The sequence below is a fragment of the Acidisoma sibiricum genome, from assembly GCF_057837225.1.
Genome location: NZ_CM174445.1, coordinates 1,310,980 through 1,331,165 on the forward strand (window position 1 = coordinate 1,310,980; position 20,186 = coordinate 1,331,165).

Below are 20,186 nucleotides of genomic sequence, written 5' to 3' on the forward strand. Positions count from 1 at the left end.
ATGAGCGCCGATACCTACTATACCAGCATGGCGGGGCTGCAGGCGATTTCCGCCAAGATGGACGCTCTGTCGGCCAATCTCGCCAATGCGCAGACAACGGGGTATCAGGCGATCCAGGCGATGACACAGGCTGCGCCCTATGCGGGCGGCAATGCGCCGATGGGGGCGGACGTGGTGGCGCTGGCACCGGGGCCGGATACGCGGGCCGGAGCTTTGACCCATACCGGCAATCCGCTGAATGTCGGTCTGGGTGGCGATGGCTGGCTGGAAGTGCAGACCGCCTCCGGTCCGGCGCTGACCCGCAACGGTGCTTTGCAGATCTCAACCGATGGTCTTCTTGTCGACGATGCCGGCAATCCCGTGCTGGGTGTGGACGGCGCGCCCATCAGCCTGCCCAAGGTGACGAGCCTGACGATCGGATCGGATGGGACGATTTCTGGCATCCCGGTCGGCCAGCCCGGCCAGAGCCGCAATTTCGGGCAGCTCAATATTGTCTCGACACCGCCGGGCCCTTTGCAGTCCCTGAGCGGCTCTCTGTTCGCGCCAGCCAATCCCGCGCAATTGCAGCAGAGCCAGACCGCGTCGGTGGCGCAAGGCTATTTGAATGGCAGTAACGTCGACACTGTCAAAAGCATGGTTGAACTCATCGATATCAGCCGGTCCTATCAATTGCAGACCAATCTGATGAAGACGAGCAGTGACAATAGCAACGGATTGAACACCGTTCTGGCGCAAGGATAGGCCTGATGGATCATGCATTAGACACGATGGCGACCGGGCTGCAGGCCAGCCAGGTCATGATGGATACGATCGCCGACAATCTGTCCAACGTCAATACGACGGGGTTCAAGGCAGAATCAGCGCAATTTCAAACGCTTCTGTATCAGAACGGGATTCAGCCCGGCGCGCAATCGACCGGCACGACGATCTATCCCTCGGGCCTGGAACTGGGCACCGGCGTGAAAACGGCAGCGGTGACGACCATTCTCACCCAGGGCTCGCTGACGAGCACCGGAAATCCGCTCAATGTCGCGATCGACGGTTCGGGCTATTTTCAGGTCGTGCTGCCGAACGGCCAGACCGCCTATACGCGGGACGGCAGTTTTCAGCTCAATCAGAATGGCCAGCTGGTCACATCCAGCGGCTATCAGGTTCTGCCCAATATCACCATCGCCTCCAATGCGACGAGCGTGACGATCGGGACCGATGGCACCGTATCGGTCACGCTGCCCGGCTCCCAGAAGGCGAGCCAGGTCGGTCAGATGCAGATCGCGAGCTTCGTCAATCCGCAGGGCCTGCAGCCTTTGGGCGACAATCTCTATGCCAGTACTTCGTCCAGCGGGACGGCCACGGCCGGCGCGCCGGAGAGCAATGGTCTGGGCTCGATCAACCAGAACTATCTCGAAGCATCCAATGTCGATGTCGTGCAATCCATGGTCAATATGATATCCGCCGAGCGCGCCTATCAGCTTGGCACGCAGGTGATTGCCGCCGTCGACAATCAGATGAACTATCTGGCCCAGGCCGCCCAGGGCGCATGACGGCAGCGCGCTGCCCCGTTCGCGTTCGCCGACATGCGGGCTGCCTTTGCATGCTGCTGTGTCTGGCCGCATGCGCGACGGAAGCGCCCAGCGCACGGTCTCTGGTGCCAGCCACGGCCTTTCCCATCGCGGTGCCGCGGGGGCCGGTGGCGGAAAATGGATCGGTGTTTCCGGCGACCAGTTCAGGCTCGCTCTATGAACCAAAGCGGGACTGGCGGCCGGGCGATCTGGTGGCGATCGATATCGTGACCACGACATCGGCGACCAATAATGATGCGACAACCCTCTCCCGCGATGGCACGGTCAGCAATTCCGTCACCAGCTTCTTTGGCGTGCCGTTGAATTTCGGCAGTCTGGCGGGGACCCCGTTTTCCCCCAATATCTCGACCGCATCTTCGAACAAATATGCCGGCAGCGGTACGGAAGCGGCGTCGAACACGATCAGCGGCACGATCGAAGCGGTCGTCACGCGGGTCGATCCGAATGGCACGCTGGCCTTGGAGGGACGCACCAATGTCAATGTAAACGGAAACGTCACGGCCCTCGTGGTAACGGGCTATGCCAGCCCGCAAGACATCACCGCCAATGCCACCGTCAGCTCCAATAATGTCGCCGGCATGAATGTGCAATATGTCGGCAATGGACCCGTCAACGATTCCCATCAGGTGCCGCTATTACAACAGGTATTAGACAAAATCTGGCCGTTCTGATCATGCTGCTGCTGGCTTCGGTCATGCCGGCCGCAGCCTTTGCGGCTGAGCGGACGACGGTCGGCCAGCTGGTGACAGTGGCGGGTGCGCCGTCCAACCAGCTTTATGGCTATGGGCTGGTCGTGGGTCTGTCGGGCACCGGGGACCAGACGACCCAGGTTCCCTATACGCAGCAGACCATTCTCAACATGCTGCGCAATATGGGCATTACGCTGACCAATGTGAATGTCATGCAGCCCAATGACGTCGCCTCGGTCATGGTCACGGCGGAGGTGCCGCCCTTCACGTCATCCGGCCAGCATGTCGATGCCATCGTCTCGGCCGTCGGCAATGCGGCCTCTCTGGCCGGTGGCGTGCTCTTGCCGACGCCGCTGCGCGGCGGCAATGGCGCAGTCTTCGCCCAGGCGCAGGGGCCCTTGCTGGTGAGTGGTTTTGCCGTGAGTTCCAATGGCAATAGCTCGGCGACGAATGTGCCGACGGTCGGATCGCTCCCGGGCGGGGTCATCATGTCGACGGGCATACCGGCCACCTTCGCGACGGATGGCGCGGTACGGCTTCTGGTCAATGCGCCGAGCTACCAATTGGCGCAGCAAATCGAGGACACGATCAACCACTATCTGGGCTACGGCACCGCGACCGCTATCTCTCCCGGTGAGGTTGATGTGCGCAACGGCGACACGGGGTCGGTGCGCTTCGTCGCGCAGATCTTGGCTTTGCCGATTTCGCCAGCGGATCAGGCGCCGACGATCGCGGTGGATGCGCAGAGTGGCACGATCGTCATGAATGCGGGTGTCGAACTGGGGCCTGCTGTGGTGTCGCATGGCAATCTGACCGTCAGCATCCAGCAGCAGAACAGCGTCAGCCAGCCGGGCGCCTTCAGCGGCGGCACGACGGTCGGCGTGCAGAATACGGTGGTGCAGGCCAAGCAGGGCAAGGCCGAGGTCGTCTATCTGCCGAAACGCGCGACCCTGGCCGAAGTGGCGCAGGCTTTGAATGCAGTGGGTGCGACGCCTGCTGACCTCATCGCCATCATTCAGGCGCTGAAGCTTGCCGGTGCGATCACCGGCAATGTGAAAGTCTTCTGATGCCGATCATGGGAATTGCCCGCGACACCGTATCCGTGGCCCAGCCCAATACCAGGCTGGGGCAGACGGTCGAAAAGCTGGCGGGCACCTTGTGGTACAATATGATGACCGAGATGAACCGCAGCGGGCTTGATCAGTCTGCTCTCGGCCCCGGCGGCGACACCTATCAGAACATGTTTCTGTGGGAGATGTCGCAAAAGGATTTCGCCAAATACGATACCCAGATCGTGCAGGCGACGATGCGGCAAATCGGCGGCGAGGGGACCAGGCCGCAGGCCCGTCCGGCGGAGTCCTTTGCGGCCACCAGCGCGTCGCTACTGCCGCAAGTGACTGAGGCGGCGGCCGAGAATTTCGACAGCAGCAGCGAACAGGCGGGCCATGCGCAATCCCTGACCAAGGTGATATGGCCGGCGGTGAAGGCTGCGGCCAGCGTGCTCGGCGTGCCGCCGGTCGGGCTTCTGGCCCAGGCGGCGCTTGAAACCGGCTGGGGGAGTTCCATTCCGGGCTATAATTTCTTTGGCATCAAGGCGGGCGGCGACCCGCAGGCGAGCCTGCGTGCCACGCATGAGATGGTCAACGGCGCGCTTGTCCCCGTGGTCGACAGTTTTCGTGACTACGCATCGCCGGATGCCAGCCTGTCGGATTATGTCCAGCTTATTCAGGCGAATTTTCCCAATGTCCTGGGGCAATCCTCGATCGAAGGTTTTGCGCAGGCTCTACAAGCAGGCGGATACGCGACGGACGGTGCCTATGCCGCCAAGATCATCGCCATCGCGCGCTCGCCCCTGATGCAGCAGATGCTGCACGACGTCGGGGACACGGGAAACTGAAACAATCTCCCGATCTGACAAGATTTGTCCCTGAGCGACGAATAGATCCGGCCTGAAGCGGGAGAGTTTGGTCCATGAGCGGACTTACGGGTGCGATGAATGTCGCTTTGACGGGTATCGATGCCTTCGAGCAGGGCATCGGTATTGTCTCGCAAAACATTTCAAACCAGACGACGCCCGGCTATGCGGTCGAATCCCTGACTCTCTCGACGGTCGACAATCCCGGAAAGCAAACGGTCGGGGTGGGTGTCGCCTCGCAAGTGACGCGCGCCGCCGATGGCTTTGCCGCCTCGGTGCTGCGCTCTGCCAATAGTGCCAGCCAGGCAGCATCGGTTTCAAGCTCATCCTTGACAGCGATCTCAAATGCTCTCTCCGATAACGGCAATGTCCAGTATCAGGTCAACCAGTTCTTTCAGGATGTGAGCACGCTGGCGGGCAATCCGGTCAGCAGCGCGCAGAGGCAGACGGTCCTATCCGATGCGCAGTCGATCACGGGTTCCTTTCAAAGTGCGGCATCTGCCATCACCACCAGTCAGACAGGGTCCTCCACCGACCTGCAGAACAATGTGACCACGGCGAACAGTCTGCTGACCCAGCTGGCCACGATCAACCAAGGGCTGAATACGAGCCCGCATAATGCGAGCCTGCTGGACCAGCAGGAATCAGCGCTCAACTCCCTGTCCGCGCTGCTCTCCGTCAATGTCATTCCGCAAGGGAGCAGCGGTCAGGTTCTGGTCGCGGCGGGCGGTACGGTGCTGCTCAATCAGGCAGGCGCGCAGAACCTGACCTTGCAGCCGGGCACGCCCACCGTGTCTCCAAGCATCACAGTCGGCTCTGCAGCCATTCCACTCTCCACCACGCAGAGCGATGGTGCGATTGGCGGCAATATCGCAAGCTGGCAGGCGGGCAGCAGCGCTCTGCAATCCTTGAATGCGCTGGCCGTGGTCTTCGCGTCACTGGTCAATACCAGTCAGGCGCAGGGCGTCACGCCGAGCGGCACCGCGGGCGCGGCCCTATTTTCGGTACCGTCGCCGACGGCCACGGCGGCCACGGGTAATACCGGCAATGCCACACTCTCGGCCGCCCTGACGGATGCCAGCAGCCTGCCTACGGATGGCGGCCCCTTCACGCTGACCTATAGCACGGCGAATGGATGGACGGCGGTCGACCAGGCCAGTCAGCAGAGCTATACGCTGGGACAGGGTACGAGCCTGAGCTTTGCCGGGCTGACGGCGACGGTATCAGGCACGCCTGCCAATGGCGACAGCTTCACGCTCAACCCCGCGCCGGCGGCCGCAGAGGGCTTTGCGCTGGCGGCGACCAGCCCGAATGCCATCGCCGCCGCTGACCCCTATGTCGCGACGGCCGGCACGCTGCAGTCCGACGGCTCTATCGTCAACAGCAATGGCGGCACCATTACGTCCGGCAGCAGCAGTGTGACGGGAACGCCAACCTCTGGCGCTGTTGTCGTGCCATCTGCGAATTTCGGCCAGTCTCTGCAGGTCATCTTTACCAGTGCGACCGCGTTCAATGTGACGACGACGGCCAATCCTTCCACCGTCATCGCCAGCGGCAGTCTGAGCGGCAGCAACCCGACGGCGACGCTGGCACTGGCTTATCCGGGTGGGGGGGCGGCGAGCGGAACCTACTGGCAATTGCCCATTTCAGGGACGCCGACGGTGGGGGACACATTGACGCTGACGGCCGGGTCCAGCGGGGATGGCAGTAACGCGACCCGCATGCAGGCCTTGTGGACGGACGCCAGTACGACCAGCGCCGGCACGATGGAGCAGGCCTTTGTCGGCCTGGGCACGACACTTGGCAGCAACGCGCAAAAGGCCACGACGCTGTCCAGCACAGCGGCAACCGAGGTCACGACCGCCACGACCAGCCTGCAATCGGTCAGTGGCGTTGATCTTAATCAGCAGGCGGTGTTGCTCAGCCAGTATGAGCAGGCCTATCAGGCCGCAGCCAAGGTCATTGCAGCGACCTCAACGATGTTTCAAAGCATTCTTCAGGCAGTACAATAAGCGACGGTTGCGTTTTGTTTACCTGTTGCCAGCCAAGATGAAGCGGTAGTCGGGCAGGCAAGAAATGCGTAAGATTCTGGGCATGGTTGTGGTGGCTGTGGTTTCACTGTTGATCGGCAGCGGTGCGACCTTTGGCGTAATGACATTTCTGCACCATGGTGCATCGGCAACCGCGCCGGCGGTGGCGGCCAAGCCCAAGCCGGTTCCCGTGGTGGTCAAGCCGACTTATTTTGCATCCCTGGCCGATATAACGGTCAGTATTCCACCGCAGCCAGGCACGCCGGCGACCTCCTATGTGCTTTTCTCCATTAAATTTTCTACAACCGATCAAGGCGCGCTGGTCGCTTTCGACGAATTGCAGCCGATCATCAAGTCGGCGATCATAACGCGGCTGCTGAATGAGACGACGCAAAGCCTGCAGAGCCAGCAGACACGTACGGAACTGATGGCCAGCGCGCTTGGCATCGTGAACGGAATTCTTGCCAAGAATCTTAACTACAATCCGCCCAATCCGTTCACCGCGGCTTATATCGCGAATCTCGTGACCCAGGACTGATCATAGGCATGTCTGGGATGGCTCCAGATTTCGGCGCCCTGCTATGGCCAATCGCGACCGTGGTGTCTCTGCTGGTGGTTCTGACCCTGGTGGGGCGGTATCGGCAGCGGCGCGGCCCTACGGCCTTTGACCAGTCGCAGATCCGCCTTCTCGCCACGAAACGCCTCGGCCTGCAGTCATCGCTGATTCTGATTGAAGTTGACGGACAGCGGTTCCTTCTGGCGGCGACGCGTGCGAGCATCGTGCCACTGACGCCGCTTCACGCAACGGGAGGCTTGCGGTTTCCCGATGTGGAGGAGGCCACCGGCACAGGGACGACGCCATGAGAGCACGCGCGATCATCATCCTGGCGCTGGTTTTACTGGGCGTGACCGCACTGCCACAGGCGCTGCATGCGCAAACCAGCGGGGGCGTGCCGCTGCTCACGGCGACCCAGGGCCAGACCGGCGAAACCTATTCCCTGGATGTGCAGACCCTGCTGGTCATCACCGGTCTGGCCTTCCTGCCGGGCCTGCTGCTGCTGACGACGGCGTTCACCCGCATCATCATCGTTCTGTCGATCTTCCGCCAGGCTTTAGGCCTGCAAACGACGCCGCCCAATATGGTTCTGGCGGCCCTGGCCCTGGCCCTGACTGTCTTCGTCATGCGCGGCGTCATTGCGCAGGAGCAGACCAATGCGATCGAGCCCTATCTTGCCGGAACGATCAATTTTCATGAGGCGATCGCGGCGGCGCAGCCGCCCTTGCAAACATTCATGCTCGCGCAGACGCGCAAGCAACCTCTGCATCTCTTCGTCGATCTGAGCGGCGGCCATTACGCGACGCCTGAGGATGTGCCCTTCGCCGTGTTGGTACCGGCCTTTGCGACCTCCGAGCTGGAGACGGCCTTTCAGATCGGCTTTTTGATCTACATTCCCTTCGTCCTGATCGATCTGGCGGTCGCGTCCATTCTCATGTCTCTCGGCATGATCATGGTGTCCCCGACCTTGATCGCCCTGCCGCTGAAATTGCTGATGTTCGTATCCATCCATGGCTGGACACTGATTCTCGGCTCTCTGGCGCATAGTTTTGCGGGCGCAGGCGGTTAGCGGTGCCGCTTTATGTCACGCTCTTCGCGCAGGCTTTGTCGGTCGTGGTGGCCTGCCTGTTTCCGCTCATTACGTGGATCTTGATCGTCACGCTCATAACGGCTCTGGTCCAGGCGGGGCTACAGCTGGAAGACACGGCACTCAGTCTTTTGCCCAAGACGATCGCCATGATTTTTCTCATCATGGTTTTCGGCCTGCATCTTCTGAACAGCATCGAGCGATTGATGACGCTTTGGATCGAACATGGCGATCGGCTGGTCCGCCAACCATGGGCCTGACCGAGCAGGACATTTTCACATGGGCCGGCAGCATACTCTGGCCCTTTCTGCGCCTGACGGGCCTGTTTCTGACGGCGCCGCTTTATAGCTCGACCCTTATTCCGGCCCGCGTCAAAGCCATCATCGTGCTCGCCTATGCCTGGAGCCTGTCCCTGTGGCTGCCGCCGTTGCCGCCCTTTCCGCAGGAGCCGGGGCAGGCGATTGTCCAGACCATCATTCAGACCAGCATCGGTGCGGTGATCGGCCTGACGGCGCAGCTGGTCGTATCGGCGGTTGCGAGCGTCGGAGAAATATCGGGTCTCTCGATCGGATTGAGCTTTGCCGCGCTGCAGTTTCGGGATGCCGAAGGCAATACCGAGACGCTGTATGATCTCATGCTGTGGCTGGGGATGATGGGGTATATCGTCCTCGGCGGCCCGATCTGGCTCTTCGCCGCGATCGCCCATTCCTTCCAGGCGGGTCTCGACCCTTTGCGCGCCGCGAGCTGGGCCGATATCGCGACCTTCGGCGGGGTCGTGCTGAACGCGTCCGTGATGCTGGCTTTGCCGGTGATGGCCGTGTCGCTTTGCATCAATCTGACGGTGGGGTTGATGACGGTCTTCGCGCCCCAGCTCAATCTTCTGACGATCGGATTTCCGCTGCTTATCCTCGGTGGGCTGGCAACGCTGTCTGGTGCGGTCCTGTTCATGGGCGGTCCCATCCAAACCCTGCTGGACGAGGCCGCTCGCCTGGTCGGGAGTATGATCGTCCATGGCTGAGGGCGCGTCCGATGCCGACAAGAAACATGCGCCGACTGAACGGAGGCTGCGGCAGGCCGCCGAGCGTGGCGATATGGTCCGCTCGGTCGATTTGCCGAGAGCGACGGCCATTATCGCGACGGTGTTGATTGCATTGAATGCATCGACCCTGATCGGTAGCACGATCAAGCGCATCGCCTGGGCGGCGCTCAGCACCGCAGGGACAGCGCCGATTGGCGTCGCGGCAGACTGGCTCAGCAGCACCATGCACGCGGTATTGCCGGTGATCGTCCTGGTCGCCTTGCTGTCGATGCTGACCTCGATCCTGTTCGGCGGCTGGGCGTTTTCCCTGGCCAGCCTGTCACCTGCTTTGGGCAAGCTGATCTCCTTCGCCGGCCTGGGCGAGGCGTTTTCCGTCTCTCATCTGACCGAGACGATGAAATCATTCCTGAAATTCGTCGTGATCGGTGGGGTCGGCGCGGCAGCGGTGTTCAGCGCGCGCTGGTCCATCCTCACCCTGAGCGGCAACCGGCATTTCAGCCCGGCACCCGTGCTGGATCTGATCCTGCAGGTTCTGTCCAGTATCTGTCTTGTCATCGCCGCGGTCGCCGTTGTCGATATGGGTCTGCAGCTTTGGCTGCATCGCCGACGGCATCGCATGTCGGACGCCGAACTGCGCGAAGAGATGAAAGATGCGGTCGGCAATCCGCAGGTGAAGCAGCGGCAACGCACGGCGCAGCGGCGCATTGCCCGGGCGCGACAGATGCGTCGTCTGCCGGAAGCCTCCGTGGTGGTGACAAATCCCACGCATATCGCCGTCGCCCTGCGCTTTCGCCGGGGGCGTGACGCGGCGCCCGTGCTTGTGGCCAAAGGCGCCGATCTGATGGCGACGGAGATTGTCACCAAGGCGCGGAGCTACGGCATTCCGATCGTTGAGGCGCCGCCGCTGGCCCGTGCTGTCTATCGCTATGTCGAGCCGGATGATTTCATTCCGGTGGCGCTTTATCGGGCCTGCGCCGAGGTCCTGGCCTATGTCTGGCGGCTGCAAGCCTGGCGTGCGGCCAGCACGCAAGCGCAGAAGCCGCCACCGCCGAAGATTGCCGAAATCGAAATGCCTCTCCGGCACCCCTGAGGGTGCGCCAGGACGTCACAAAATTTTAACTGAGATGATCTGATGTCGCAACCAACGGGCCAGCCAGAGGCCAGCGACGGGTAGTCTATGCATGACAATATATGATTTCAGCGGGCAAGAAATTGCGGCCGATTTCGAAAATATATGAGATGCCACCGGCCCGCGGGGCAGTCAGGACGCCGTCACAGGTGGCCATAGAGTTCATGATCGCTGATAGCCGAGGGAGTTCCATATGTCTGGCAATGTCGAAACAGTCGAGGTCATACCAAATCATCAGAATGCCGGCGATGTCAGCCGGGTGCGCCGCACGAAAGAGGGTATTCCGCAATTTCCGGTGCAAATTCTGATCCCGGCGGAAACCCGTGACGCGCTCCGTCAAAGGTCTGCCGATACCGGGGCATCGATTCGGCACATCATCCTGAGATCTCTGGCGGCGGACGGCTTCCCCGTGCCGAAAGCCAACCGGCGGCGCACCAGTTTGAGCTGACGGATAGGCGGTCTGGCCAACGGGACAGCATAATGTCGGGATGGCCCTGGCATCTTAATCTGCTCTCAAGATCGATATGCGATGTCTCAATAGGACGCGATCCAGTGACAGCCAGGACGGAGCATGGCCGATGGCAGGTAAGACTCGGCCGCAGAGATTTTCGCGATGGGTGATGACCGGAGTTGCGGTTGCCGGTCTGGTTGCTTTCGGCCTGGCGCAGCCGGGCTGGGCCCAGGCGGTTGGCACCCTCAAATGCGCCGCCGCCTTGACGCTGGTGGCACAGCACCCCGGGGTCGAAGCGCCGAGTGTGGTGACGGATGTACTGGCGCAGTGGCAGGACATGGACCGGCAGACGATGGCGACGGGTCACGCGGCGATCGCCGCCCAAATGCTCAGCTCACCGGCGATCCTTGATCTTCTGGCACGGCATTGCGAGGACAATCCCGGCCAATCCCTGCAATTGGCTGCAGCGCAAGTCTATCTCCGTGCCAGAGCGGCGATTGAAGGCTTTTGACAGTGGTCGGATCAGTCCGGCCGCCTATACCTCGACATCCCTCGCACCTTCCGTCAGAAGCCAGTCACGGAACAGCCGCCCCTGCCGGCGCAAGGGCACGGTGCTGGGCGTGATGAGATAGAAAATTCCAACCGTTTCGAGCGTTTCTGGAAATGGACGGCACAGACGCCCCGCCTGCAGCAGTGGGTCAACAAAAGACCCATGGCTGAGAGCGACGCCAATACCCTGTTCGGCGAAAGCCAGAGCGGCCTCCATTGAGTCTATTTGCAGGACCGCCGTTGCCGCATGGGGCGTGACGCCGGCCAGCGCCAGCCATTCGGACCAGCCGCGCCGATGTCCGACGACATGAAGCAATCTCTGGGCGAGAAGGTCTTGCGGCTTGCGCATGGCGCGAGCGAGTTCCGGGCTGCAGACCGGAAAAACAGGATCGCCCATCAGAGCAATTGCGTCCAGGCCGGCCATCCGCTCGCTATCGAAGCTGACCTCCAGATCGAATTCGTCCCAATCCGTATCGATACCATGCAAAATGGGTGAGATCTGCAACGATATCTCAGGATAGCTCAACAGAAAGGCCTTGAGACGCGGGGCCAGCCAATAGGAGACGAAGCCAGGTTCCGCCCGTAACCGGACCGCCCCTTCGCTGCCGGAGCCAAAAATATCCGACGTGCCCAGCCGCAGCCGCTCCAGGCTTTCGCGCACGACGCGCAAATAGGCCTCTCCGGCATCCGTCAACCGCACGGCACGCGGCAGGCGGACGAAAAGACGCTCACCCAGCTGCTGTTCTAGCATCCGCATATGCTGGCTGACGCCGGCCTGGGTCATCCCCAATTCCTGCGCGGCCTTAGTGAAACTGAGCAGCCTGGCCGAGGCCTCGAAGCTTCGGACCCAGTTGAGGTTAAGCGCGCGCCTCAATGGCAGACCTCGTAGGCAGGAGTGTCGCTGGAAATTCAGTTCGCTAAATAGACATGCCTGGCCACAGCCGCGCAAGGGCCGGGCGTGTCAGTGTCATGCCATCATGCGTCTGCAGCGCGGCCGAACCCTGCCCTTCAAGCGGAAAGCGGAGCCGGGGTGCGGTCCGCATAGCCTTGCGGATGCGCCTCGCGCCAGCGGAAAGCAGTTCGGACCACCGCGTCCAAATCCGTATAGCGCGGAGACCATCCGGTATCAGCCCGTAGCGCTTCGGCGCCGGCTATCAGCACGGCGGGGTCACCCAGTCGGCGGGGCGCGGGGTAGGACGGCACGGTTTTGCCAGCAATTCGATTGACTGACGCGATAATTTCGGAGACGGAATAGCCGCGCCCGGTGCCGACATTATAGCGCACGCTGCGGTGCAGAAGCTGGTCGAGCACGCGGATATGGGCGTCGGCCAGGTCTTCGACATGAATATAATCGCGAATGCAGGTGCCGTCGGGGGTCGGGTAATCGCTGCCGAAAACGGCGAGTGACGGACGCCTGTCCAGGACCGCGTCGATCGCCAGGGGAATCAGATGGGTTTCGGGATCGTGGTCTTCGCCGATGCGCCCCTGGGAATCCGCCCCGGCCGCGTTAAAATAGCGCAGGCAGGCGCTGCGCAAGCCATGGATCTCCCCCGCCCAATGGAGCGCGCGTTCGATCATGAACTTGCTTTCACCATAGGGCGAAGACGGATCGATGGTCACCGCTTCGTCGATGGGGATGCGCTCGGGCGTGCCGAACAGATTCGCGGTCGAGGAGAGCACGAAGCGCGATACCTTGTGGCGGACGCAGGCTTCGATAAGCCTGATCCCATTGACGCCATTTTCGAGCAGATACTTGAACGGCAGCTTCATGCTCTCTCCCACCAGAGAGAGCGATGCGAAATGGAATACGGCATCCCAGGGTCCATCCGCCAGAATGTCGTCAACCCGATTTCCGTCCGAGAGGTCCGCCACGATGAGCTTGGCACCGGGCAGTACTGCCGCCCGATGGCCGAGGTATAGGTTGTCGAGTACGACAACATCAGCGTTCTGCTCCAAAAGAGCAGCCACGAGATGACTGCCGACGAAGCCGGCGCCTCCGGTCACCAAAAAGCGCTTTCGCAGCATGGGCAGGGCACCTCGTTACAGGGAATAGCTAGCGCATCGCCGTCTAGCTCTAGCAACGGGTTCTGCCGGGCGTCAATTGTCTGCGGGCACGCTTCCTGTCCAGATCAAATAAAGTATGACGTTCATGATACAAAAGGCTTACGAGAAGCGAGCAACTTCTGCTTTACCGCCGGCATTCATCTGAAAAGTAAAATCCAGTGCTGCTCTCAGGCTTGGCGAATATTGTCGATATAGATGGAAATACCGCATTCCTTGAAAAAAGAGAGCCATTCGTATTGTGCCGGAGATAGTTGATCAGTCTCTGATTTGACTTCCACGAAACAGTAGTCGTCCGATCGCCACAAGAACAGGTCCGGGAATCCACGGGCATGATTGCGGATGTCCTGCGCCAAACGCCGCAGGACACCGGCCAGGCCGTCGCCCGGCAGGCGACTGATCATCATCTGCACAGAGGGGAGGACGTCGTCCTGCCAGGGCACGAACGGATTGGTCAGGCCACGTTTGGCGTGAAAGGTGGTCTGGGCCACACTCTGTGCCGCGCCGCGGTCTTGCACCTGGGCCAGCCTTTCCTCGATCGCGGTCTGACGGCGACGGTAGAAATCCCTGTCATAGAGGTCCGAGGGGGCTGTCTGCAGCGGGGAGTGGAAGGTGCCTAACGTGGGATCGTAGATGATATCCCAAAGCAACAGGCCGAAGGCTGCGTTCCAGAGCCAGTTTTCGCCATGCACGCCGTTCCAGCCAAGATCACGGTAATGTGCGAGCGTTGCCTGTTCAACTGAGCTGTCTGCTCTGCCTACGCTGACCAGGCGTCCCATTTTCTGCAGGCGGCGCGCATCGCTGATCCGTCGGCCTGGCGTCAGCTTCTGCAGCAGGTGCCGCCCAGCATAGGCTTCCTCGGTGCTGCGCGGGGCGACGGTCATGGCGGTCGCGAGGTCTGCGGCCTCAGCGCGGCGGCCCTCCTTGATCAGCAGCCGTGCATGCCGGTCGCGCGTCATGCCCTGCGGGTTGGAGGCATAGAGGGACAGAGCAAGGGCCGGCTCCCGCGCGCGTTCCAATCGCCGCCCCAGCCGGTCGATCAGCCGGTCGAGGATGTCCTGGCCGGCCGCCAGGCTGCCGCGGTCTATGCCCTGGCGCTGCCACCAGATAAGGGTTTCGCCCGCGCTGCCAGCCTCTCGGATGACACGGAATTCGGCATAGAGGCGGGCCATGCGAAAGGCATCCACGGCTTCGGCGCGGCTGGCGAAGCGGATGGCCAGGTGATGAGGGGCGATGTCTTCGGGTGTCAGGAAGCCCAGCTCATGGACGACGAAATCGGACAGATTGTCCCGCAAAGCGCCAAAGAACAGAAAGCGCAGGAAAGCCCAGATCTCTGGCGCCGCCAGCCGGATCACCGGATGGCGGTCCAGCATCTGCGCGAGCCAGTCCGCTTGTCCCGGCCATTGCGCGAGCCAGGCCAGCAGATCACCCCGGCGGCGCGGCGGCGTAATGCCGTGGCGCCGCAGCCCCGCGGCCAGTTCGGGCAGCGTGAAGCAGCGGAGCAGGGGCGCCACGTCATCGCTGGCGGGCGGCCCCGTGACGACCTGCAGCAGATGGGCGTCCTGCAATGCGGCGAGCGCCGTCTGCAGCGCCGGCAACTCGGCGTAGTGCAGCCGGTCGACCCGAAAGCAGGGGCCTTTGCGGTTGGCGATGCGGGCATAGAGCATCCTGGCGGGCAGGCTCAACCCGTGCAGTCGCCGGATGTGCTCATGCTCCCGGTCAGACAGCAGAAAGCCGTAGCGGCTCTCTACAGACAGCAGCACCCGCATGAAATGTTCGAGATAGTAGGGTTCCGGCGCAGGTTGCATCAGGAGGTGCGTCCATGGATGACCTGTCTCCGGGCCTTATGCCCAGGAACTGTCCAGCCTGGAGCCATCCAGCACCGCGACACATCAAGCCGTGCCATTGCCCACCCCCCGCAGATCCTGAAGAGGAGTGTAGGTCCGCGCCCGGGCGTCATCAGCTTTTTTCTGAGCCTGCGCGGGTCACTTATCTGCGTGATGGCGCGGCTTCGATGCACGCCCGCAGAATCGAGCCAATCGCAGGATTTGGGGTCGCTTTATATCATTTTGAAACAAAAATGATGGCGATCTGTGCCCTGTTTCGCCAGGAGCGGCGACCCCGGCTGCTACGCCGTGGGGTCGCCGTATTGCCATGACCGGCTTTGCCGGCGAGGATTAGACGTCCTTCTTCAGCGAGGGGCTCGCCTTGAAACGGACAGTCTTGCCGGCCTTCACCTTGACAGGTTCGCCCGTGCGCGGGTTCAGAGCCTTGCGGGCCTTGGTCTTCTTCACCGTGAAGGTGCCGAAGGACGGCAGGGTGAAGCCGCCGGTCGTCTTCAGCTGATGCACGATGGAATCAATAAGGGCCGAAGCGGCGCGGTTGGCCGCAACACCAGTGCAATCAAGCGACTCCTGAAGAACGGAGGCGAGGAAGGCTTTGCTCATGTCTCAAAATCCCGAGTTTGACGGACGCCGCCCCTAATGTAGTTTCCAGCACCGTGCAAGCCCCGCCGGGATTCAGAGACTGCTGGCTTGGCCTGCGCTTATCGCGTATCGACCGAAAGTCGCCGACGACATGGACATCTGGCGGCGTCCGTCAGCGGCATAAGCACCTTGTCAGGAACCTGTCACAAAAAAGGGACCCATCCTTCTGGACAGGTCCCCCCTTGCGATAGATCGCTTTCAGATCACGAAGCGCTGGCAGCGCCCGATTCGTAGGCGCTGATGGCTGCCACTTTCGCAGCCGAGGCAGAGCTTTCATCGAAGCGATGCGCCAGCCATTCCTTGACCAGGACGCGGGCCAGCTCGAGGCCGATGACGCGCTCGCCCAGGCAGAGCACCTGGGCATTGTTGCTCAGGATGGCGCGCTGGACGGAATAGACGTCATGCGCGGTGACAGCCCGGATGCCGGGCACTTTATTCGCGCTGATGGCGACGCCCAGACCCGTGCCGCAGATCAGCAGCGCGCGATCGGCGCGGCCTTCGGCCACCATGCGCCCGGCGGTGACTGCGATATGCGGATAGGCCGTTGTCTCATTGGCGGTGACCCCGATATCGATGACCTCAGCGACGCGACTATCCTTTCGCAGGTCAGCCGCGAGCGCTTCGCGGAAGCGGGTGCCGGCGTCATCACATCCAATGACGATGGTGAATTGCTGTTCAGACATCGGTCTCTCCCAAAAATTCGATAGCCACCCGGCTGCAAAGGGCGAAAGACACCGCCCCGGCATCGCGGTGACCAATGCTGCGTTCAGCCAGCGGTCTGGCACGTCCCATGCGCGGGATCAGTTGTGCTGTCTGTTCCGCACCCTGAGCGGCCGCGGCAGCGCCGGCCGTCCAGGCCTCACGCGCGGACCGGCCTGCGGCCAGTTCAGCACGCAGTGCTTCCACGAAAGGCACGAAAGCGTCGACCAGCGTTTTGTCGCCGGGGCGGGCGCGGCCGAGCGTGAGCACGCTGTCCAGAGCTTGCTCGGCGGCCTGGCCGATGGCGCCGTCGTCTGTTGCCGTCTCGTCGCTCAGCGCACGGCTGGCGGCCAGCAGGCCAAGGCCCCAGATGGCGCCTGACGTGCCGCCGGCGCGGTCAGCCCAGGCATTGGCGGCGGCGGCCAGCACGGTTGCGGCGCCGGCACCGGCTGAGGCCGCTTCCCGGGCGGCCGCGGCCGCGGCCGCGGACCCACGGGCCATGCCCTGGCCGTGATCGCCGTCGCCGGCCTGGGCGTCGATCCGGCCAAGCTCGGCTTCGGCCTCCTTCAAGGCGCCCGCGAGGCGTTCCAGCCCGGTCGCGATGCGTTGACCGTCTGCCTGTGACGGCGGGGTGCCGGGGCTGATCGGCGCCTGCACCTCTTCCGCGGTCTGCTCTTCCAGGTCTGCCGGGCGCGCATCGATGCGCCCGATCGTCAGAACCGCGGTATCGCAGGGCGCGCGCCAGAAGCCTTCCAGCGTCTCATCCAGCCAGGTCAGCGTCAGCGAGCAGCCTTCCATATCGAGGCTGGTGACATATTCGCCAACCAAAGGTGCGACCGGCGTCAGCCCATGCGCACGCAGCTTGGCGGCGATACTGGTCCAGAGGACGAAAAGCTCTTCCTGCTTGGTGCTGCCGAGGCCGTTCAGGATGACCGCAACGCGACCGTTACTGTCAGCGGGTGTTTCCTGCACAAGGCGGTCCACCAGCAGGGTGGCAAGCTCGGACGCAGGCAGAATGGGGCTTTCGGATATGCCGGGCTCACCGTGGATGCCAAGGCCGATCGCCATCTGGCCTTTCGGCACGCTGAACAGCGGGCCATCCGCGCCGGGCAGGGTGCAGCCGCCAAAGGCGACGCCGAACGAGCGCGTGCGGTCATTGGCGCGGCGGGCGATACGCTCGACCTCATCCAGCGATAGACCGGCCTCGGCCGCTGCGCCGGCGATCTTGAAGACCGCGACGTCCCCCGCCACACCACGGCGCTTGGACACTTCAGCCGCCGATGCGCTGGCAATATCGTCGGTGATCGCGAGCGTGCGGGCGTCGATGCCTGCGCTGCGTAGCCGTTCGGCCGCGGCACCGAAATTCAGGACGTCACCGGCATAATTGCCGTAGCCCAGGATGACGCCGCCGCCCTTATGCGCCTTGGCGGCGACATTGTAGACAAGGCGCGTCGAGGGGGAGGCGAAGACATCGCCCGCGACCGCCGCGTCGGCGAGGCCCGGCCCGACATAGCCGGCAAAGGCCGGGTAATGTCCGCTGCCACCGCCGATGACGAGGGCGACCTTGCCGCGATCGGTGGCCGTCGCGCGCCGCACGCCGCCGGGGGTGAGGCGCACCAGACGGGCGTGAATGTCACAGAAACCCTGAAGGGCGGTTGCCGCGAAAACTTCAGGATCATCGAAAAGATGGGTCATGTGTGCAATCTGCCCAGGCAAAGCGGAAAGGTATGCGGGAGCACCGCAAAGGATGCCCCCGCAACCGCAGCTTACTGCTTCAGAGTGAAGGGAGCGACGAAGTCACCAACATTGTCCTTGGTGATGAGGATGCAGTCGAACAGCTGCTTCTCGCTCGCCGCACCGGTCTTGCCGGTCTTGATGAAGCTGTCGGCTTCATCGACGGCCTTCTTCGAGAAGACGGCGACCGGCTGCAGGACGGTGTATTGCAGTTCATTGGCCTTGATGGCGGCAACCGCATCCGGTGAGCCGTCAAAACCACCGACCTTGATCTTGTCGATCTTGCCGGCTTCCTTCAGCGCGGCGATGGCGCCCAGTGCCATTTCATCATTGCCGCTGATGACGCCAATGATATCGGGATGGGCCTGCAGCATGCTCTGCATCTTGTCATGGCCCTGGGTGCGGTCCCAATTGGCAACCTGGGAGGCAACCTTGACCAGGCCAGGATACTGGCTGAGCACGGTCTCGTAACCGTTGGAGCGGGTGGCGGCGTTATTGTCCGACGGGGCGCCGAGCAGCTCGGCGTAATTGCCCTGCTGGCCGACATCCTTCACCCATTCCTGCGCACCGAGAGCGGCACCCTGGGCATTGTTGGAGACGAGCTGCGCCTTGGCCAGGCCCTGCTGGTTGATTTCCGCATTGACCAGGAAGACGGGGATACCCGCGGCCACAGCCTTCTTCACGGCGCCGATCGAGCCCGAGGCATTGGCGGGATCAAGAATGATGGCCACCGACTTATTGGTGATCGCGGTGTCGATCAGGTTGCTTTCGGTATTGGTGTCACCCTTGTTGGCGGAGACGGCGGCCGTATAGCCGAGGGCCTTGGCTTCGTCGGCGGCAACCTTGCCTTCGGTCAGCCAATAGGGGTTGGCAGGGTCGTTGACGATGATGGAGATGAGGCCGCCAGCCGCATGGGCTGCGGTCGGGGCCACCAGGGCACCCGCGACGAGCGGGGTGGCCAGCGTCATGGCCGTCAGCATCCAGGCTTTGGTCTTCTTGGACATGGTCGTTCCCTTTGTTGGTTACAGTCGTGCCGGCATGCCGGCTAGTCTCTCACCGTTTCGGCAGGGCCCGGGTCAGGCGGGCTTGCCGGTTTGAGGAGAAGGGGTTGCCGCCGCCGTCTTCGCGGGCTTGGCGCGGCGCTGATACTGGACAGCGTTCAGCAGCACGGCGAGCACGATGACGCCGCCGGTGAAGACCGTCTGCCAGTAGGAGGAGATGCCGATGATGACGAGACCATCGGAGAGGAAGCCGATGACGAAGGCACCGAGCAGCGTGCCGCGGATATTGCCGCGTCCGCCCGTGAGGGCGGCGCCGCCGATGACGACGGCCGCAATCGCCGTCAGTTCGTAGGAGGTACCGGCCGTGGGACCGGCCGAGGTCAGCTGCGAGGACAGGATGAGGCCGGCGATGGCGGCGCAAATGCCCGAGAGCATATAGACCATGATCTGCACGCGCTTCGTGGGCACGCCCGAGAGTTCGGCCGCGCGTTCATTGCCGCCCGAGGCATAGAGCCAGCGGCCGAAGGCGGTGCGGTTCAGCACCAGGCTGCCGATGATGGCGATGACGATCATCACCAGCACGCCGATGGGAACGTTGAACAGACGGTTGAAGCCGAGCCAGTTGAAGCCGGTATTGCCGAGGGCTGCCTGCCCACTGAGGTCATTATAGGTCAAGCCGTTGGTGATGAGCAGGGCGATGCCGCGTACCACATACATCACGCCCAGCGTCGCGACGAAGGCTGGCACCCGGAAGCGGGCGATCAGCACACCGTTGACAAGCCCCACCACACCGCCGAGGGCGCAGGACAGCACGACGACCACCCAGACGGAGGGGTAAAGCGTGACGCCGAGGAACTTCAGCGTGACGCCCTGCATCAGGAAGCCCGCGATGATACCCGAGAGGCCAAGGGTCGATCCGACCGACAGGTCAATGCCGCCGTTCAGAATCACCAGCAGCATGCCCATGGCGAGGATCGCGTAGATCGCGACATGCGACGCCATGGTCAGGAAGTTGCCGACGGAGAAGTAATAGGGCGAGAGGAAGGAGAAGACGATGATGATCGCGATCAGGGCAAAGAAGGCGCGGCCCTTCAGCAGCGTCTGACCGAGGTCGAAGCCGTCGCTGAAAAGACCCGGTCGGCTGCGCTGGAGCGTCTGGCTGGGGTTGCTCATGATATGT

Annotated in this window: 22 protein-coding genes; 14 read left to right on the top strand and 8 right to left on the bottom strand. The window is 62.5% G+C overall.

Features of this window, described 5'->3' with window-relative positions; genetic code table 11:
* The 14 genes from AC3G7M_RS06420 (at position 1) to AC3G7M_RS06485 (ending at position 10,987) form a co-directional block, all read left to right on the top strand.
* Positions 1-741, top strand: a complete 741-nt coding sequence (locus AC3G7M_RS06420) for a flagellar hook-basal body complex protein (protein ID WP_489214887.1) — start codon at positions 1-3, stop codon at positions 739-741.
* Positions 742-746: 5 nt separating this feature from the next.
* Entirely contained in the window at positions 747-1,541 is a 795-nt protein-coding gene (flgG, locus tag AC3G7M_RS06425; RefSeq protein ID WP_489214889.1) for a flagellar basal-body rod protein FlgG, read from the top strand.
* A gap of 50 nt (positions 1,542-1,591) precedes the next feature.
* Entirely contained in the window at positions 1,592-2,251 is a 660-nt protein-coding gene (locus AC3G7M_RS06430; protein ID WP_489214891.1) for a flagellar basal body L-ring protein FlgH, read from the top strand.
* A gap of 2 nt (positions 2,252-2,253) precedes the next feature.
* On the top strand, positions 2,254-3,336 hold the full coding sequence (flgI, locus tag AC3G7M_RS06435; protein ID WP_489214893.1) for a flagellar basal body P-ring protein FlgI: 1,083 nt from the start codon (positions 2,254-2,256) through the stop codon (positions 3,334-3,336).
* Positions 3,336-4,166 carry a glycoside hydrolase family 73 protein gene (locus tag AC3G7M_RS06440; RefSeq protein WP_489214895.1) on the top strand — a complete coding sequence of 277 codons (831 nt, stop codon included), beginning with the start codon at positions 3,336-3,338 and terminating at the stop codon, positions 4,164-4,166. The genes flgI and AC3G7M_RS06440 overlap by 1 nt, the downstream gene beginning before the upstream one ends.
* A gap of 74 nt (positions 4,167-4,240) precedes the next feature.
* Entirely contained in the window at positions 4,241-6,196 is a 1,956-nt protein-coding gene (locus tag AC3G7M_RS06445; protein WP_489214897.1) for a FlgK family flagellar hook-associated protein, read from the top strand.
* A gap of 64 nt (positions 6,197-6,260) precedes the next feature.
* Positions 6,261-6,752 carry a flagellar basal body-associated FliL family protein gene (locus tag AC3G7M_RS06450; RefSeq protein ID WP_489214899.1) on the top strand — a complete coding sequence of 164 codons (492 nt, stop codon included), beginning with the start codon at positions 6,261-6,263 and terminating at the stop codon, positions 6,750-6,752.
* Positions 6,753-6,760: 8 nt separating this feature from the next.
* Positions 6,761-7,078 (top strand): flagellar biosynthetic protein FliO, encoded by a 318-nt coding sequence (locus AC3G7M_RS06455; RefSeq protein ID WP_489214901.1) that lies wholly within the window; start codon positions 6,761-6,763, stop codon positions 7,076-7,078.
* A complete protein-coding gene (gene fliP, locus AC3G7M_RS06460; protein WP_489214903.1) occupies positions 7,075-7,839 on the top strand; it encodes a flagellar type III secretion system pore protein FliP in 765 nt (254 codons plus the stop codon). The genes AC3G7M_RS06455 and fliP overlap by 4 nt, the downstream gene beginning before the upstream one ends.
* A 2-nt stretch (positions 7,840-7,841) precedes the next feature.
* Positions 7,842-8,117, top strand: a complete 276-nt coding sequence (locus AC3G7M_RS06465; RefSeq protein ID WP_489214905.1) for a flagellar biosynthetic protein FliQ — start codon at positions 7,842-7,844, stop codon at positions 8,115-8,117.
* Positions 8,108-8,875, top strand: coding sequence for a flagellar biosynthetic protein FliR (locus tag AC3G7M_RS06470; RefSeq protein WP_489214907.1), 768 nt, complete (start codon positions 8,108-8,110; stop codon positions 8,873-8,875). The genes AC3G7M_RS06465 and AC3G7M_RS06470 overlap by 10 nt, the downstream gene beginning before the upstream one ends.
* Positions 8,868-9,986 (top strand): EscU/YscU/HrcU family type III secretion system export apparatus switch protein, encoded by a 1,119-nt coding sequence (locus AC3G7M_RS06475; protein ID WP_489214909.1) that lies wholly within the window; start codon positions 8,868-8,870, stop codon positions 9,984-9,986. Before AC3G7M_RS06470 ends, AC3G7M_RS06475 begins: the two co-directional genes overlap by 8 nt.
* A 232-nt stretch (positions 9,987-10,218) precedes the next feature.
* Entirely contained in the window at positions 10,219-10,473 is a 255-nt protein-coding gene (locus tag AC3G7M_RS06480; RefSeq protein ID WP_489214911.1) for a hypothetical protein, read from the top strand.
* A gap of 130 nt (positions 10,474-10,603) precedes the next feature.
* On the top strand, positions 10,604-10,987 hold the full coding sequence (locus tag AC3G7M_RS06485; protein ID WP_489214913.1) for a hypothetical protein: 384 nt from the start codon (positions 10,604-10,606) through the stop codon (positions 10,985-10,987).
* 24 nt (positions 10,988-11,011) lie between these two features.
* On the opposite strand, the gene AC3G7M_RS06490 is transcribed toward AC3G7M_RS06485, so the two are convergent.
* The 8 genes from AC3G7M_RS06490 to AC3G7M_RS06525 form a co-directional block, all read right to left on the bottom strand.
* The gene (locus AC3G7M_RS06490; protein ID WP_489214915.1) at positions 11,012-11,974 is read right to left on the bottom strand and encodes a LysR substrate-binding domain-containing protein; all 963 of its coding nucleotides are present in this window, start codon (positions 11,972-11,974) and stop codon (positions 11,012-11,014) included.
* Positions 11,975-12,033: 59 nt separating this feature from the next.
* Positions 12,034-13,050: a UDP-glucose 4-epimerase GalE gene (galE, locus tag AC3G7M_RS06495; protein ID WP_489214917.1), complete on the bottom strand. Its 1,017-nt coding sequence runs from the start codon at positions 13,048-13,050 to the stop codon at positions 12,034-12,036.
* Between the two features lie 206 nt (positions 13,051-13,256).
* The gene (locus tag AC3G7M_RS06500; protein WP_489214919.1) at positions 13,257-14,894 is read right to left on the bottom strand and encodes a VRR-NUC domain-containing protein; all 1,638 of its coding nucleotides are present in this window, start codon (positions 14,892-14,894) and stop codon (positions 13,257-13,259) included.
* 369 nt (positions 14,895-15,263) lie between these two features.
* Complete coding sequence (locus tag AC3G7M_RS06505) at positions 15,264-15,533, bottom strand: HU family DNA-binding protein (RefSeq protein WP_489214921.1); 270 nt, start codon at positions 15,531-15,533, stop codon at positions 15,264-15,266.
* Between the two features lie 242 nt (positions 15,534-15,775).
* Positions 15,776-16,255 (bottom strand): ribose-5-phosphate isomerase, encoded by a 480-nt coding sequence (locus AC3G7M_RS06510; protein WP_489214923.1) that lies wholly within the window; start codon positions 16,253-16,255, stop codon positions 15,776-15,778.
* Positions 16,248-17,966 carry a dihydroxyacetone kinase family protein gene (locus AC3G7M_RS06515; protein ID WP_489214925.1) on the bottom strand — a complete coding sequence of 573 codons (1,719 nt, stop codon included), beginning with the start codon at positions 17,964-17,966 and terminating at the stop codon, positions 16,248-16,250. Before AC3G7M_RS06515 ends, AC3G7M_RS06510 begins: the two co-directional genes overlap by 8 nt.
* Before the next feature lie 71 nt (positions 17,967-18,037).
* Positions 18,038-19,009 (bottom strand): D-ribose ABC transporter substrate-binding protein, encoded by a 972-nt coding sequence (locus AC3G7M_RS06520; protein ID WP_489214927.1) that lies wholly within the window; start codon positions 19,007-19,009, stop codon positions 18,038-18,040.
* A 72-nt stretch (positions 19,010-19,081) separates the two neighbouring features.
* Positions 19,082-20,179: an ABC transporter permease gene (locus tag AC3G7M_RS06525; RefSeq protein WP_489214929.1), complete on the bottom strand. Its 1,098-nt coding sequence runs from the start codon at positions 20,177-20,179 to the stop codon at positions 19,082-19,084.
* Positions 20,180-20,186 lie beyond the last annotated feature (7 nt).

Excerpts from the sequence above, each read along its gene's own strand:
- AC3G7M_RS06420 (WP_489214887.1), top strand. The coding sequence starts at position 1 with ATGAGCGCCGATACCTACTATACCAGCATGGCGGGGCTGCAGGCGATT.
- flgG (WP_489214889.1), top strand. The coding sequence starts at position 747 with ATGGATCATGCATTAGACACGATGGCGACCGGGCTGCAGGCCAGCCAG.
- AC3G7M_RS06430 (WP_489214891.1), top strand. The coding sequence starts at position 1,592 with ATGCTGCTGTGTCTGGCCGCATGCGCGACGGAAGCGCCCAGCGCACGG.
- flgI (WP_489214893.1), top strand. The coding sequence starts at position 2,254 with ATGCTGCTGCTGGCTTCGGTCATGCCGGCCGCAGCCTTTGCGGCTGAG.
- AC3G7M_RS06440 (WP_489214895.1), top strand. The coding sequence starts at position 3,336 with ATGCCGATCATGGGAATTGCCCGCGACACCGTATCCGTGGCCCAGCCC.
- AC3G7M_RS06445 (WP_489214897.1), top strand. The coding sequence starts at position 4,241 with ATGAGCGGACTTACGGGTGCGATGAATGTCGCTTTGACGGGTATCGAT.
- AC3G7M_RS06450 (WP_489214899.1), top strand. The coding sequence starts at position 6,261 with ATGCGTAAGATTCTGGGCATGGTTGTGGTGGCTGTGGTTTCACTGTTG.
- AC3G7M_RS06455 (WP_489214901.1), top strand. The coding sequence starts at position 6,761 with ATGTCTGGGATGGCTCCAGATTTCGGCGCCCTGCTATGGCCAATCGCG.
- fliP (WP_489214903.1), top strand. The coding sequence starts at position 7,075 with ATGAGAGCACGCGCGATCATCATCCTGGCGCTGGTTTTACTGGGCGTG.
- AC3G7M_RS06470 (WP_489214907.1), top strand. The coding sequence starts at position 8,108 with ATGGGCCTGACCGAGCAGGACATTTTCACATGGGCCGGCAGCATACTC.
- AC3G7M_RS06475 (WP_489214909.1), top strand. The coding sequence starts at position 8,868 with ATGGCTGAGGGCGCGTCCGATGCCGACAAGAAACATGCGCCGACTGAA.
- AC3G7M_RS06480 (WP_489214911.1), top strand. The coding sequence starts at position 10,219 with ATGTCTGGCAATGTCGAAACAGTCGAGGTCATACCAAATCATCAGAAT.
- AC3G7M_RS06485 (WP_489214913.1), top strand. The coding sequence starts at position 10,604 with ATGGCAGGTAAGACTCGGCCGCAGAGATTTTCGCGATGGGTGATGACC.
- galE (WP_489214917.1), bottom strand. The coding sequence starts at position 13,050 with ATGCTGCGAAAGCGCTTTTTGGTGACCGGAGGCGCCGGCTTCGTCGGC.
- AC3G7M_RS06500 (WP_489214919.1), bottom strand. The coding sequence starts at position 14,894 with ATGCAACCTGCGCCGGAACCCTACTATCTCGAACATTTCATGCGGGTG.
- AC3G7M_RS06505 (WP_489214921.1), bottom strand. The coding sequence starts at position 15,533 with ATGAGCAAAGCCTTCCTCGCCTCCGTTCTTCAGGAGTCGCTTGATTGC.
- AC3G7M_RS06510 (WP_489214923.1), bottom strand. The coding sequence starts at position 16,255 with ATGTCTGAACAGCAATTCACCATCGTCATTGGATGTGATGACGCCGGC.
- AC3G7M_RS06515 (WP_489214925.1), bottom strand. The coding sequence starts at position 17,966 with ATGACCCATCTTTTCGATGATCCTGAAGTTTTCGCGGCAACCGCCCTT.
- AC3G7M_RS06520 (WP_489214927.1), bottom strand. The coding sequence starts at position 19,009 with ATGTCCAAGAAGACCAAAGCCTGGATGCTGACGGCCATGACGCTGGCC.
- AC3G7M_RS06525 (WP_489214929.1), bottom strand. The coding sequence starts at position 20,179 with ATGAGCAACCCCAGCCAGACGCTCCAGCGCAGCCGACCGGGTCTTTTC.